The sequence below is a fragment of the Thalassotalea loyana genome (genome assembly GCF_030161435.1).
In the GTDB taxonomy this organism is placed as follows: domain Bacteria; phylum Pseudomonadota; class Gammaproteobacteria; order Enterobacterales; family Alteromonadaceae; genus Thalassotalea_G; species Thalassotalea_G loyana.
The window spans coordinates 991,469-1,005,541 of the sequence record NZ_BSSV01000001.1; the positions used below are offsets into that span (position 1 = coordinate 991,469).

Below are 14,073 nucleotides of genomic sequence, written 5' to 3' on the forward strand. Positions count from 1 at the left end.
AATCAAATGAAGATAGGTTTATTTTACGGTTCTACAACCTGTTATACAGAAATGGCGGCGGAAAAGATCCAAGCTGAGATTGGCGAGGAGCTTGTTGATTTGCACAACATCAAGGATGTACCGCTAAGTCAGGTTTCCGACTACGACTTTTTGATTTTTGGTATTTCAACGTGGGATTACGGTGAATTACAAGAAGATTGGGAATCGCATTGGGAGGAAGTGTCTGAGCTTAACTTAACAGGCAAAATAGTCGCGCTTTATGGTATGGGCGATCAAATTGGTTACACCGAATGGTTCCAAGATGCGTTAGGTATGTTACACGAACATTTGCTACCAACAGGCTGTAAAGTAGTCGGTTTTTGGCCAAATGAAGGTTATGAGTTTGAGGCATCTAAAGCCTTAACTGCAGACGAGTCACAATTTGTCGGCTTAGCTATTGATGACGAAAATCAATACCAACTAACCGATGAACGAATTGCTCAATGGACGTTACAAGTTCTTGAAGAGATTCAAGCGAATCTCTAACGCATACGTGTTGTTCACCTAAAACAATCCTTATAAAGTCATCGATTGTAGTCAGATAACAATAAAATCGCGAAAGTCTTTAGGATATTCGCGACTTTAGCACTATAATCTGCGCATATTTTCCAAATAGAAGCACAAGCATGTTTGAGCAGTTTGATCTCGACAACGAATTGTTGGGTGCCGTTAAAGATATCGGCTTCAAAAAACCTACGTCAATTCAACAACTTGTATTGCCAGAAGCAATGGCTGGCAAAGATGTTTTAGCATCAGCACCTACAGGCACTGGTAAAACAGCTGCATTTTTGCTGCCGGCTATCCAGCATTTATTAGATTACCCAAGAACGAAACCTGGTTTTCCTCGTGTTTTAATACTATCTCCAACGCGTGAGTTGGCTTTGCAAATATTTGAGCAAGCGCAACTACTCACTAAATACACCAATGTAAAAACAGGAGTCATTACTGGCGGTGTTAACTATGGGTCACACAAAGAAATTTTAACTAGTACAACTGATATGTTGATAGCGACGCCGGGTCGCTTGTTGGAATACATTGAAACAGAACAGTTTGATGCGCGCGAGATAGAAATTCTTGTACTTGATGAAGCAGACCGCATGCTAGATATGGGATTTGCTGAAACAATTAATCGCGTCGTTGGTGAAGCTCGTTGGCGTAAGCAAACGATGCTCTTTTCAGCAACATTAGAAGGCTCTGGTGTTCTTAAGTTTTCGAAAGAGCTGTTAGAAGAACCGGTTTACCTCGAATCAAATCCATCACGCAAAGAAAAAGCTAAGATCCATCAATGGATCCATTTAGCTGATAATAAGAAGCATAAACTCGATTTACTATGTGCATTATTAAAGCAAGAAGATGTTAAGCGCGCGGTCGTTTTTGCTAATAAGCGTGAAACTGTCCAGTTTTTATCAGGTAAGTTATACGCTGAAGAGTTACCTTGTGCATGGCTAGAAGGCAAAATGCCACAAGACAAACGTAATAGTGCGGTAGAGCGTGTAAGAAACGGGGATGTTAATGTTCTTGTTGCAACCGATGTTGCCGCTCGTGGTTTAGATATTGATGATGTTACGCATGTCATCAACTTTGATATGCCTCGCAAAGCTGATATTTATCTGCATAGAATCGGTCGTACCGGACGCGCAGGTAATAAAGGAACAGCAATTTCGTTGGTTGAAGCTCATGATATGGCTGTGATTGGTAAAATCGAGCGTTACATAGACGAAAAACTAGCACGTCGTGTGATTGAAGGTTTACGTCCTCTTAATAAAGAAGCGAGAGTTCCGCAGAAAAAACCAAAGGTGAAAAAGTCGAAAGCTGAGAAAAAAGCGAAGGCTAAAAAAGTTGCAAAGCGCAATACGAAAAAGGCCAAAAAGTAGTAACCACCTTTCAGTGAAAGACCATAAAAAAGCAGCGTTATTAACGCTGCTTTTTTTTGCTCGCAAAAAGCTTAATACCCGAGGAGCTTAAGCCCTACATAAGGTGCCAAAAAGAATACAAACACTAAAATTTTGTAGAGGGCAAAAGCTATGTAATTCATTTGATTAAATTGCTCATAGCTAATATCAAACCATCTGCTATGCATCTTAAATAAAAACGGCTTTGCCAGTACGAGGATAATAAACCACAGCAATAATACGCCGTAGTTTAATATCAAACACCATGCGAGCAATTTTACAGCTAGTTCCATTGTCACTCCTATTAATGCTTTTACTTAACCACCTAATAGGTCGCCAAGTTTACCTTTTAATTTGTCTGTTGCTTTCTTCTTAAGCTTATCTTCTTGTTGTTTTACAATGTCGTTGCTCAACAAGCTGGATAACGCACCATCTGTGCCGTTTAACAAATTCTCAAAATCTAAGATCTCGGCATTCGCACTGTCACCCAAGGATAAAGCACCTGAAAGCTTTTCATTTAACCCTCCCTGAATATCTGATTTAAAACCAGCTAACTTACTGTTGACTTGGGTCATCACGCTTTGCTGTAAAATCTTATTCATTGGCGATTTAATTGAAAAATTCGGTGATGCTAATAGACCGGTTGCATCAACACCCAATTCTAGTGTATCCAAATTGCTAATCGTCTCTAATACTGACTTTGCAAGCGATGACTCCGCGCTACCTTGATACTTTGCTTGACTCAACGTAAAGGCATTTACACTGTCAATGTCATCATTAGAGACTTTGAATTGGCCGTTACCTGCTAACAACCCACTTAATAACGTGACTGAAAGCTCTTTACTCGTGGCAAGGGCCGCTTCTGGCAGTGGTAACTTGTTCATTTGCCAATTACCTTGAGTTTCAAAGTCATTATTGGCAGCAAGCGCTAGCTGACCGTTTAAATTGGCAATACCGTCGGTCAGTAAATTATTTGTCTTAATCGAAAACTGTGTTGGTACATTGCGCATCCAATGCTGATGAGTCACTTCTGATAAATCGATGTCGAAATCACCGTGAGGCGTAACCACTGAAAAATGGGCTTTCTTGATCAATAAATCAGGTTGTGGGTTCTCTTCATCAAAATGTACAAACCTGCCGTTAGCCGCATGGTTTATTTCAGTTTGCTGTTCAGTTGACGGCGCAAGTAATGGCTTTACGTATTGATAGGCGATTAGTGCCATATCATGATATTCACGGGCTTTTTCGCCAAATAGTATGTGAGCAAAATCCGCCGAGTCGATATTATCAAGTTGATACGTCGATTTAATTTCATTCCAGTCTTGCGAAGGGGCAGTTTTTAAATCATTAACGCGCTTGGCCATAATACTTTTCGTTTGGCTAAGTTGTTCTTTGGTTTGTAAAACAATCGCTTTGTCTTGTTTAAATTGCTTTTTCAGCGCATCAAAATCTTTTTTGATTTGGCTAATATCGCTTACTGATTTGACTTTAACTTTACTTAAGGCATCAACCTGCTTTTTGTAATTGTCGAGTGTTTCTTTGGTCGGCAGTTTACCTTTGAGCTCTTCTAATTTAGCTTTCTCTTCTTGATAGGACTGCTCAAGTGCATTCGCCGCTTTCACAGTTCTCAAATTACTGTTAGCCAGCAGTTCTTCAGGATCTGGCAAACTAATGTCGGCTTCATCCATTGCATCTTGTGCTTTTTGTTTAAGTCGATCAGTAAGTGACGTTTCAGGATCGCGATACACGCTACCTTTACTGCTTCTTTGTGTAGCAAACTGCACTTGTTCTGCTCTTAATTCATCAACAAGTACTCTGCCTAATAAGTATTGCCAGATATCGACTCCAGCATTGACGTGAGCAATTTCTACTGCATTTTTTTCAGGGGTAGCAGCATCAGTTACTTGAACTCTGTACACATCGACAATAAAAGGTGAGTAATTAATTTTAACGTCATCAATGTTAACTTCTGCGCCGGTATAGTTCTCTAGGCCATGTTCCATCGCTTTTCTTGCAATTGTTTCGGCAAACAAATACATCATTAATGATATTAGTGCGACGATTACCGCGAATCCGGCAATTCCTTGCCAACGAATAATTTTATTCATGATTAAGCTCCTTGGTTCGCTAGACTGCTATACAGACGATAAAATTTAGACGCCTTTAGCGCCCTAACAACTTTGTATCGCTCTAATGTCGCCATAAATGATTCACGGTATTTTTCCACTAAGCGCAAGCTCAAAAAGTACATAGGTACCAGCATAAATATGCCAAATACAAAGGCACCTAGCGTATAAGTATGATGTAAGTGAGCAAGTTTGAACCAATCAAATTGATATAGCGATGCGAATACCCCTGATAGAGATGAAGACGTCAATAGCGTCTCCCCCAGACCCGTTAAGGCAAATGAGAATATATAGCCCAGTCCGCTAAAGAAGGTTGCAGATAAGATAAAGCTACTTAAATGGACGCGAATAAATAGTGCAACGAATAAGATGACTAGGTTGTGTAATGATGCCATGGGCGCAAGGCCAAACCAGAAGCCAAGTGCAATTGCCAGTGCGATTTGGCGTGAAGAGCTTTCAGAGTTGAGAGCCTGAAATAATTTCGCTAATAAAGTCAGCATTATTCCTCCTTAAAATGCTCAGTAGATCTTACTGTTTTAATCTACATGAATACGCATCCCAATTAAGGTATTGTTACGCAGAGATCACATCACAGAATTTATTTATACGATAAATGCTTCTGTGATGTAACTTTGGACAACTTAATTCCTAATTGGGCTTAGTATTATTATTGTGTGCTTTATGCTTCTTTGCGAGTAAACACCCAGTCATTATTTTTTGATAATTCTGAATTGTACTCGTAGCCACCATAATTAAATGCTTTCAATTGTTCTACGTTTGAAACCTGATTATCGATAATATATCGAGCCATTAATCCGCGTGCTTTTTTAGCGAAGAAGCTAATCATTTTATATTGACCATTTTTCCAATCTTTGAATGCTGGGGTAATAATGGTCGCGTTCAATGACTTTTTCTTAACAGATTTAAAGTATTCATTTGAGGCTAAGTTAATTAGTACATCATCACCTTGTTGTGCTAACGCATCGTTCAGGTGATTGGTGATTAACTCTCCCCAGAATTCATAGAGATTCTTACCGCGATTGTTATCGAGTTTAGTCCCCATTTCTAAACGGTATGCTTGCATTAAATCTAATGGTTTTAAAATGCCATAAAGACCAGACAGAATGCGCATATGCTGTTGAGCAAACTCAAAACCGTTATTGTCTAAACTAGCTGCGTCTAGGCCAGTATATACATCACCGTTAAAAGCTAATACCGCTGGTCTTGCGTTTTCAGGAGAAAAAGGTTGAGACCATTCGCCAAATCGGGCTGCGTTCAAGCCAGCCAATTTATCGCTAATGCCCATTAGAGAGCTCAAGTCAGCAGGCGTTAATTGAACACAACGTTCTACAAGCTCTTGAGCATGTTCTAATAGCTCAGGTTGGCTGTAAAGGTTGGTTGCTAGTGGTGATTCATAATCCAAATTTTTAGCAGGAGAAACAACAAATAACATAATATCTAACGTGATTGTGAAAGTTACACGAAACTATAACATAGCTGAGTTAGTTTGATACTAGAGCAGGGAAGTTTTTACTAATTTTCAAATGTAATAAAACTAGTTACCTGACCAATTAGTAAACAAAATATAAGTAATAGCAATTTTATACTGCATCTTAGGTAATTATTGGTGTAATATTTTTACAAATCGGAAGTATTACTTGGCAGAAAGCCAAGAAAGGAAAAGTTTATGACAAACCAGTTAGAGCAACTAAAAAGCATGACGACCGTAGTTGCTGATACGGGCGATATTGAAGCCATCGCAAAATTTCAGCCGCAAGACGCAACAACAAACCCATCATTGTTATTGAAGGCTGCAGCCTTACCTGCATATCAAACATTATTACAGCAAGCTGTAGATTGGGCAAAGTTACAGTCAAGTGACGAAAGTAAACAGGTGATTGATGCTGCAGACAAACTATCAGTATTAATTGGCTTGGAAATCTTAAAAATTGTCCCAGGTCGAATTTCGACAGAAGTTGATGCTCGTCTTTCGTTTGATACGCAAGCAACATTAGCTAAAGCTCGCAAATTAATGGCTATGTACAATGAAGCTGGAATTTCAAATGACCGTATCTTAATTAAGATAGCTTCAACGTGGGAAGGCATTAAAGCGGCGGAAGAGTTAGAGAAGGAAGGTATTAACTGTAACTTAACCTTACTATTTAATTTTGCACAAGCACAAGCATGTGCTGAAGCTGGTGTATACCTAATTTCACCTTTCGTTGGCCGTATTTTAGATTGGTACAAGAAAGACACAGGTAAAGAAAGTTACGACGCGGACGAAGACCCAGGTGTTATTTCGGTAAGCAAGATTTACAACTACTACAAAGCGAATAGCTACAACACCGTCGTTATGGGAGCAAGTTTTAGAAACGTTGGTGAAATTACCGAGCTTGCTGGGTGTGATCGCCTAACACTTAGCCCGCAATTAATGGACGAGTTGGCTAATACTGAAACCAAAATTGAGCGTAAATTAACAGCTGATAATGCACAAGCGAGCAAATTACCAACGTTAACTGAACAAGATTTCCGTTGGCAGTTAAATGAAGACCCAATGGCAACAGAAAAGTTAGCTGAAGGTATTCGTAATTTTGCAGCTGACCAAGAAAAGCTTGAACGTCAATTAACTAGCTTGTTCTAACGATTTTTAACCAAAAGGCGCGCCTTTATTAAACAAAGAATGTTTAAAATTTCGTAAAATTTTCTTCATAAAGTTGTTTTATTCTACATCTGGGTATGGTATTAAAAAGATGCAGTTGTAGAAAAAAGGAGCATTCCATGGATAAAATAAGCAGTGTGCTTGAACCTGTAGATCAACCTAAAGCAAAAACTACAAATAAAAAGCGAAAATGGCGCGAAATAGAACAACTGAAGGAAAAATTCCAGTTAGAAAAGGAACTCAGAATCTACGATGATTCAATGGAATATTTGTTAGAAGAGTTTTAAGTGACTCAATACACCCTCTAACATTGACGCAACAAAGCTCGGTTTGACCGAGCTTTGTTTTATCTGAAACCTCAAAAATTTAAATCTTCTTGAATCTCACAAATCAACCTATCCATAAATTGTCCGTGACTGCATGACAACCATGCTAACTAAGTTGTTTAATCATAATCGAATTTGTTGTCCTTTTTGGGGACTAAATTGAAGGCGATAGAAATTTTTTTTAACAAATATATTTTTTCATTTAAACCTTTTTCTCATAAAGTGTAACTAATAAGGAAAAGCACAAGGAATGAAGAAATGAAAAAATTAATCGCGTTGACTATGGTAGCTGGTGTATTTACTGCTGGCGCTCATTCGTATCATGATAGCGACTATGAAAAAGTTGAGACTAAAAATTTAACCTTATCAGCTGAAGCATTGAAAGACTTTGCTATAGATGCTGGTGCTGGTAGCTTGACGTTAATCGGACATGACAAAAAAACGATTGATGTAACTGCTGAAATTTATCAAAAAGACAAAGGTGAACCCTATTGTTTATCTTTAGAAGAGAAATCATCGGCAAAAGCCAAGCTAAAAGCAAATACTTGTCACAATGATAATCATACACGTATTGATGTCGCCGTTTATCTGCCGAGTACTCTATTAACCAAGATAAATGATGGCTCTGGACCAATCAATATTCAAAATACAAGTGTGTATAAAGTTAATGACGGTTCAGGTGGAATTGTTATTACCAATAATAATACAACATTGGAAGTTAATGATGGTTCTGGCTCAATAAAAGTAAGAGAGCAAATAGGCGCTTTAACGATTAATGACGGCTCAGGTAGTGTCAAAGTAAGTGGTGTTGAAGGTCACGTTAGTGTTTCTGATGGTTCTGGTAGCATTGATGTCAGTGATGTTGCTGGTGACGTAAAAGTATCAGATGGCTCTGGATCGATTCGCGTGGATAACGCACATCACTTTGAGTTACTTAGTGATGGTTCTGGTAGCGTAAACGTTACAAATGTAAACAACAAAATGTAAGACATTAGCTTTACTCTGATTCAAGGGTTGGCTATACCTAAAGAATTAATTTCATTAAATAAAACCCTAAGCTTATGCTTGGGGTTTTTAGTATATAGGACTGAAAATGAAAACAATACTGTTAACAGGCGCAACAGACGGAATAGGATTTGAGACGGCAAAAATGTTAGTTGCACAAGGTTTTCATCTTCTTATTCATGGTCGGAATGCTAAAAAACTTGAACAAACAAAAGCACAACTCATTGAGTTAGGTGCCAAGCAAATAGATACCTACTTAGCTGATTTGTCGTCGTTTTCTGACACTGTATCTATGGCTCAAAATATTGTTAAAACACATCACAAGCTTGACGTTATTATAAATAACGCGGGTATTTTAAAAACGCCTCATGAAATCACAAGTGATGGACTCGATATACGCTTTGTTGTTAACACGTTGACGCCGTATGTGTTGACCCAAAAACTTTTACCAATATGTGAAAATGGTACGCGGATCATCAATCTTTCATCTGCGGCGCAAGCGCCTATAAACGAGAAAGCAATGAGAGGCAAAGAGAGGTTACCAGCAAATACAGCCTACGCCCAAAGCAAACTTGCGATTACGATGTGGTCTATCAAAATGGCTGAAGAGCTCAAGCCCAGAGGTATCAGTGTAGTGGCTGTAAATCCAGGTTCTTTACTCGCAAGTAAAATGGTGAAAGAAGGTTATGGAATCGATGGTGAGGATATTACGATTGGTGCTGATATTTTAGTACGAGCGGCGGTGAGTGACGAGTTTGCTGAGGCGAGCGGTCAATATTATGACAATGATAGTAAATGCTTTGCCAATCCTCACAGTGACGCGTTAGCATCTGACAAAGTGAATAGTGTCTGTCGTGTAATTGAACAACTAGTGCGGGATTATATCTAAAGCGTTGAGCTTAGGCTTTGATGCCTAAGCTACTTAAACCACCACTTTTCTTGCCTTTGGCATCATAGGTCATCGTTGACTTGCTATTGCGTTCTAACAACGTAGAGCGCATGCGTTCTACCGCCAGCTCTGACTGGGTGATAATATTACCGTTAACTTGGTTTAGCTCTTTACATCTTTCTAGGGTTTCACTCGCGCGAGCAAGTGCATCAGCATGCAAGCCATCATTCAGCTCTTTTTTGAAATGAGGGTGTAATGAAAGCGCTTTATCACCTTCTTCTATGTTTAGTAATAAAACATGTTTCTTTTCGGTGATATCAACTAGTGCTTGAGGATTTTGCTTGGTTAAAATTTCCTTCTCAAGCAAAAGAAGCTTCTCTAACTCAAGTAAAGAAGCTTCTTGTTTTTCGATCAATTGTGTAACTGTTTCTGGTGCCGACATGCGCACTCCGTCAGATATTATTCGTCTATCTTAAACTCAAAGTTAGCAATGCTTGCTGCAAGCTTGTCTGGGTCAATTTTGTATTCCCCAGAAACAATCGCTTTTTTGAGTTGCTCAACTTTTTTCTGATTCACTTCTGGCTCATTAGCTGATTTTTGCTGTAATTTTGATAGCTGTTGCGCCTGAGGAGTTATTGACACAGAATCTTGACGCGCTTGAGGCGCAGCATTTGTTTGCTGAGCAGATTGCGCTGATTGCTGTTTCGCATTTTGATCGGCAACTTTGGTTAATGGGTTTGAATTACCTAAGTTGTTGATATTAATAGCCATAACTAATTCCTAAAGGCAAAGTAAAAACTTTTCTATCTTTTTATCGACTCAAAGCAAAAAAACTTTAGCTTTTTTTATAGCGTTATTTCAACATTATTAATTGCTGAAACTCTACCAGAGATAACCTTGCCAGAGCGTGTGTTTCTCACCCTCACTTGGTCACCTAAACTACCGTTAGATAATGCAACGCCAGTCGCTTTAACACTAAAACTACCAGAACTTGCCTTAATAGTCACGTTTTCGCCACTACAGACTAGGCAGATATTCTTGGTGTATATGGCTCTGCCTCTTGCGATGTTTCGCTTAGCTTTAGCCCCTATGATTGTCGCCATGCTTTCTAAAACCGAGCCTCGAATGCTATGACTATCGATATACTTCACTGCCAAATTGTCTGATGACAAAACCGTGCCTTTACCGATATGCGTTGTTGCAACGACAACAGGCAGCTGAGTACTTACTTTTACAGCAATAAAAAGGTGCCAAGGTATTGAATCTTTGCAAGTTATTTTAACATTTACATTTCTACCATAAGATTTTTCGGGTATATTTGCCGTTAAAGGTGAAGAACATGGCCTAATGTTAATACGACGATCAAGTTTTGTTGGTAAAATGTTAACCTTACCGTTTTGTGGTAATTCATGGTTATTTTCAACAAAGTCCTTGGCAAATTGCTCGATATATTCATGATCAAATTCTGTCGCCAAACAAGAACTAGCAAAAAATAATAATAAACTGCTAAGTAATGAGAATAACTTTAAATTTTTCATAAATATTACTGCTATTTTCTTAGGGAATTTAAAATACTCGTCTATGCTTAAGATATTCTTGGGCACAGACCAAGTGTCAAAAAAATTACGTTAAATAGAACTTCTAGTAGTATTTATCAAGAAACGTGCCTGATTGCTAAAGATGCAATGAGAGTTTAAATAAGAGGTTTATATGGCTGGTATTCTAGATTCGGTAAATCAACGCACACAGTTGGTTGGGCAAAACAGGTTAGAACTACTATTGTTCAAGCTTGTCGGGCCTCAACGTTTTGGCATCAACGTATTTAAAGTACGTGAGGTGTTACAGTGCCCGCCGCTTACTGCATTTCCTCATCAAGATTCATATATCAAAGGTGTGGCTCATATTCGTGGCCAAACGATATCGGTTATCGATTTAAGCAAAGCAACCGGTGGCCCTGAAATTGTTCAAACAGATAACTCATTTATTATCATTGCTGAGTACAACCGTGCAGTTCAAGGCTTTTTAGTCGCTGGAGTTGAGCGAATTATTAATATTCGTTGGCAAGATATTTTACCGCCGCCAGAAGGTGCAGGTAAATCAAATTACTTAACAGCGGTTACTGAAATTGAAGGCGAAATGGTCTCTATTTTAGATGTTGAGAAAATCTTAAATGAGATAAACCCTGTTTCTACAGAGTTAAGCGAAGAGGTTGCCGATACTACGGTCGGTGAAAGTGTTGGCGATAAACTGGTTATGATAGCCGATGACTCAACGGTTGCTCGTAATCAAGTAAAAAGAGCACTAGAGCCACTTGGTTTGAATATGGTGTTAGCAAAAAATGGTCAAGACGCCCTAGATCAACTTAATGCAATAGCAGATACCTGTGAGAGAAGTATTACTGAAAAAGTTGCACTGTTAATCTCGGATATCGAGATGCCTGAAATGGATGGTTATACGCTGACGGCAGAAATTAAGAGCCAAGAGCGATTAAATACGATGCCCGTTATATTGCATACATCGTTAAGTGGTGTATTTAATAATGCTATGGTTGAAAAGGTTGGGGCGGAAGACTTTATTCCAAAGTTCCACCCAGACGAATTAGCGACTGCGGTTAAAAAATGGTTGAACCTAGAAGAATAACCGTTGAAGTGAAGTAAGCGATGCCAAAACAATTAGACGATAGAAGTTACAGTCAGTTTCGAACTTTTCTAGAGCAGCAGTGTGGAATTGTGCTGGGTGAAAACAAACAGTATTTAGTCAAAAGTCGGCTAGCGCCTTTGATGGCTAAATTTGACATTTCTTCATTAGAAGACTTAGTTAATAGCACTCTTAACCCGTCACAACGACAATTGCGGGCAGCGGTCATTGACGCAATGACAACGAATGAAACGCTTTGGTTTCGTGATGACTATCCGTTTGAATTGCTAAAAACCAAAATATTGCCGGAGCTTGCTAAAAAGAAATCTTCAATCAAGATTTGGTCTGCGGCAAGTTCATCAGGGCAAGAACCCTATTCACTTGCAATGTGTGTGCTGGAATTTCAGCAAAAAAATCCAGGGGCACTTAAGCAGGCACAAATCATTGGGACAGACATTTCTGAAACCATGTTAGAGCATTGTCGTTACGGCCACTATGATTCGTTAGCGTTGTCACGTGGCCTCTCTATGGAAAGAAAACGCCAGTTTTTTGAAAATGGTGATAATGGCATGATGAAAGTCAAAGATAATGTGAAAAAGCTTGTCAACTTTAGACACCTAAACTTGTTAAATAGTTATAGTTTGCTCGGTAAGTTTGATTTGGTCTTTTGCCGTAATGTACTTATCTATTTTTCACCGGAAGTGAAGAGTAAAATCATTTCTCAAATACATGGCGTATTAAACCCCGAATGTTACCTTGTGTTAGGCGCGTCTGAGTCTTTATCGGGCATCAATCAGGACTTTTCAATGGTGAGGTGTAATCCTGGCATCCTCTATCAAAAATAAATTGTAGTCAGTAAATAAGGATGGGGTAGCGTGATTTCACGCTACCCCATTTTTTTTTGACGCATCTCTTGGCACAAAAATTGAATCTTCGAAAATAAGAATTTTTGGAGAATGATTATGGCTATTAGTTTTGAGAAAGCATTTGGGCTACATGCACAAGGCATGCTTGTTCGATCAAAACGTGCTGAAGTGATCGCTAGTAACATCGCAAATGCCGATACACCTGGCTATAAAGCACAAGGCATGGATTTTAAAGCGGCAATGTCTGCGGCGGCAAAAAATCAACAAATGAATATGGCTCGCACTAATGAAAAACACTTCAATACTAACATGTCATTGAACGATGGTGTTGAATATCGCGTTCCAAATCAACCAGATACGGGTGATGGTAATACCGTTGATGTACAAGTGGAACGAAACTTGTATCTCCAAAACTCATTAGAGTATCAAGCAAGCGTTCAATTTCTGAATTCAAAGATTAAAGGCTTGAAGAAAGCGATCACTGGAGGTCAATAATTATGAGTTTATTTAATGTCTTCGACATCAGTGGCGCGGGTATGAGCGCACAATCAGTAAGATTAAATACGACGGCAAGTAACATTGCCAATGCGGATAGTGTTAGCAGTAGTATTGATCAAACTTACCGTGCAAGACACCCAGTTTTTGCCGCTGAGATGCAAAAAGCTGCCGATGGGCAAGATCAGTCCGTTAGTGTTCAAGTACTGGGTATTGTTGAGAGTGATAAGCCACTAAATGTGGAATATCAGCCCGATCACCCAATGGCGGATAAAGATGGTTACATCTACAAGCCAAACGTCAATGTGATCGAGGAAATGACAAATATGATCTCTGCATCGCGCTCTTACCAAACGAATGTTCAGTTAGCAGAGTCTGCTAAAAACATGGTTAATAAAACATTACTGCTAGGTCAGCGTTAATTAGGAGTTAAAAATGGTTGATTCAGTTAACGGTAGTAACGGTTTAGGCGGATTATATTGGCAAGAAGAACAAGTTGATGTCGCCGATGAAGCCGATAATGGCATGCTTACGCAGGAAGACTTTTTTGCCTTATTGACAAAAGAGTTGGCGTATCAGGATCCGACAAAACCGGTAGAGAACAATGAAATGATCTCTCAAATGACAGCATTCTCGACTACTGACGGTGTTTCACAACTTAATGAAAAGTTTGAAAACTTTGCCACGCAGATGTCGTCAAGCCAAGCTTTACAAGCTTCTTCATTAGTCGGTCAAAGTGTCTTAGTTAATGACAATACCTTTGGCATTACTGAGGGACAAGCTGCGAAAGGTAAGCTAGTAGCAGATGCACCTGCGAGCAATGTATTTATCTATGTTGAGAATACGGTTGGTGAAATCGTTCAAACAGTTCCTGTAGGAAATGTCGCTCAAGGCGAATTTACTTTTGAGTGGAATGGTAAGGACTCTAATGGCGATCCAGCACCAGAGGGGGCTTACAGATTTAGAATTGCGGGTTTAGTTGATGGTGAAGCATCAGAATTACCGGCAATGACATATCGCAAAGTTGATAGTGTCACGCTTGCGGGGGCTGGCGGCGCTATTATGTTAAATCTTAACGGCGGCAGCTCAATGGCGTTATCAGACGTTGTTGAGGTTTCCGAGAGTTAAACAGAATTAAA

At 39.2% G+C, this 14,073-nt stretch carries 18 protein-coding genes; 11 read left to right on the forward strand and 7 right to left on the reverse strand.

Annotated features, from left to right (window positions below):
• Positions 1–6 precede the first annotated feature (6 nt).
• Together fldB and srmB are read left to right on the forward strand one after the other, a co-directional pair.
• The gene (gene fldB / locus QQK05_RS04305) at positions 7–525 is read left to right on the forward strand and encodes a flavodoxin FldB (protein ID WP_284296210.1); all 519 of its coding nucleotides are present in this window, start codon (positions 7–9) and stop codon (positions 523–525) included.
• Between the two features lie 140 nt (positions 526–665).
• A complete protein-coding gene (gene srmB, locus QQK05_RS04310) occupies positions 666–1,913 on the forward strand; it encodes an ATP-dependent RNA helicase SrmB (RefSeq protein ID WP_284296211.1) in 1,248 nt (415 codons plus the stop codon).
• Between the two features lie 71 nt (positions 1,914–1,984).
• On the opposite strand, the gene QQK05_RS18685 is transcribed toward srmB, so the two are convergent.
• From QQK05_RS18685 to yaaA, 4 genes are all read right to left on the reverse strand, one after another.
• Complete coding sequence (locus tag QQK05_RS18685) at positions 1,985–2,224, reverse strand: DUF6868 family protein (protein ID WP_407704849.1); 240 nt, start codon at positions 2,222–2,224, stop codon at positions 1,985–1,987.
• A gap of 24 nt (positions 2,225–2,248) precedes the next feature.
• On the reverse strand, positions 2,249–4,039 hold the full coding sequence (locus QQK05_RS04315) for a TIGR03545 family protein (RefSeq protein WP_284296212.1): 1,791 nt from the start codon (positions 4,037–4,039) through the stop codon (positions 2,249–2,251).
• Between the two features lie 2 nt (positions 4,040–4,041).
• Positions 4,042–4,557: a TIGR03546 family protein gene (locus tag QQK05_RS04320; RefSeq protein WP_284296213.1), complete on the reverse strand. Its 516-nt coding sequence runs from the start codon at positions 4,555–4,557 to the stop codon at positions 4,042–4,044.
• 179 nt (positions 4,558–4,736) lie between these two features.
• Complete coding sequence (gene yaaA / locus QQK05_RS04325) at positions 4,737–5,510, reverse strand: peroxide stress protein YaaA (protein WP_284296214.1); 774 nt, start codon at positions 5,508–5,510, stop codon at positions 4,737–4,739.
• Positions 5,511–5,744: 234 nt separating this feature from the next.
• Here yaaA and tal point away from each other — a divergent pair, with 234 nt between their 5' ends.
• The 4 genes from tal to QQK05_RS04345 all read left to right on the forward strand — a co-directional run bounded on the left by tal (position 5,745) and on the right by QQK05_RS04345 (position 8,936).
• Positions 5,745–6,698 (forward strand): transaldolase, encoded by a 954-nt coding sequence (gene tal, locus QQK05_RS04330; protein WP_284296215.1) that lies wholly within the window; start codon positions 5,745–5,747, stop codon positions 6,696–6,698.
• 137 nt (positions 6,699–6,835) lie between these two features.
• Complete coding sequence (locus QQK05_RS04335) at positions 6,836–7,003, forward strand: DUF3545 family protein (RefSeq protein WP_284296216.1); 168 nt, start codon at positions 6,836–6,838, stop codon at positions 7,001–7,003.
• 297 nt (positions 7,004–7,300) lie between these two features.
• Entirely contained in the window at positions 7,301–8,029 is a 729-nt protein-coding gene (locus tag QQK05_RS04340) for a DUF4097 family beta strand repeat-containing protein (RefSeq protein ID WP_284296217.1), read from the forward strand.
• A 106-nt stretch (positions 8,030–8,135) separates the two neighbouring features.
• Positions 8,136–8,936 (forward strand): SDR family NAD(P)-dependent oxidoreductase, encoded by an 801-nt coding sequence (locus QQK05_RS04345; RefSeq protein ID WP_284296219.1) that lies wholly within the window; start codon positions 8,136–8,138, stop codon positions 8,934–8,936.
• 10 nt (positions 8,937–8,946) lie between these two features.
• Here the strand turns inward: QQK05_RS04345 and flgN are convergent, their stop codons facing one another.
• The 3 genes from flgN to flgA form a co-directional block, all read right to left on the reverse strand.
• A complete protein-coding gene (gene flgN, locus QQK05_RS04350; protein ID WP_284296220.1) occupies positions 8,947–9,378 on the reverse strand; it encodes a flagellar export chaperone FlgN in 432 nt (143 codons plus the stop codon).
• Positions 9,379–9,395: 17 nt separating this feature from the next.
• On the reverse strand, positions 9,396–9,707 hold the full coding sequence (gene flgM, locus QQK05_RS04355; RefSeq protein WP_284296221.1) for a flagellar biosynthesis anti-sigma factor FlgM: 312 nt from the start codon (positions 9,705–9,707) through the stop codon (positions 9,396–9,398).
• A 74-nt stretch (positions 9,708–9,781) separates the two neighbouring features.
• Positions 9,782–10,474 (reverse strand): flagellar basal body P-ring formation chaperone FlgA, encoded by a 693-nt coding sequence (gene flgA, locus QQK05_RS04360; RefSeq protein WP_284296222.1) that lies wholly within the window; start codon positions 10,472–10,474, stop codon positions 9,782–9,784.
• Between the two features lie 172 nt (positions 10,475–10,646).
• On the opposite strand from flgA, the gene QQK05_RS04365 reads away from it, so the two are divergent.
• The 5 genes from QQK05_RS04365 (at position 10,647) to QQK05_RS04385 (ending at position 14,062) form a co-directional block, all read left to right on the forward strand.
• Positions 10,647–11,576, forward strand: a complete 930-nt coding sequence (locus QQK05_RS04365) for a chemotaxis protein (protein ID WP_284296223.1) — start codon at positions 10,647–10,649, stop codon at positions 11,574–11,576.
• A 20-nt stretch (positions 11,577–11,596) separates the two neighbouring features.
• Positions 11,597–12,418, forward strand: coding sequence for a CheR family methyltransferase (locus QQK05_RS04370; protein ID WP_284296224.1), 822 nt, complete (start codon positions 11,597–11,599; stop codon positions 12,416–12,418).
• A gap of 117 nt (positions 12,419–12,535) precedes the next feature.
• Positions 12,536–12,934, forward strand: coding sequence for a flagellar basal body rod protein FlgB (flgB, locus tag QQK05_RS04375; RefSeq protein WP_284296225.1), 399 nt, complete (start codon positions 12,536–12,538; stop codon positions 12,932–12,934).
• Between the two features lie 2 nt (positions 12,935–12,936).
• Entirely contained in the window at positions 12,937–13,356 is a 420-nt protein-coding gene (gene flgC / locus QQK05_RS04380) for a flagellar basal body rod protein FlgC (protein WP_284296226.1), read from the forward strand.
• A gap of 13 nt (positions 13,357–13,369) precedes the next feature.
• Complete coding sequence (locus QQK05_RS04385) at positions 13,370–14,062, forward strand: flagellar hook assembly protein FlgD (protein WP_284296227.1); 693 nt, start codon at positions 13,370–13,372, stop codon at positions 14,060–14,062.
• The last annotated feature ends 11 nt before the right edge of the window (positions 14,063–14,073 follow it).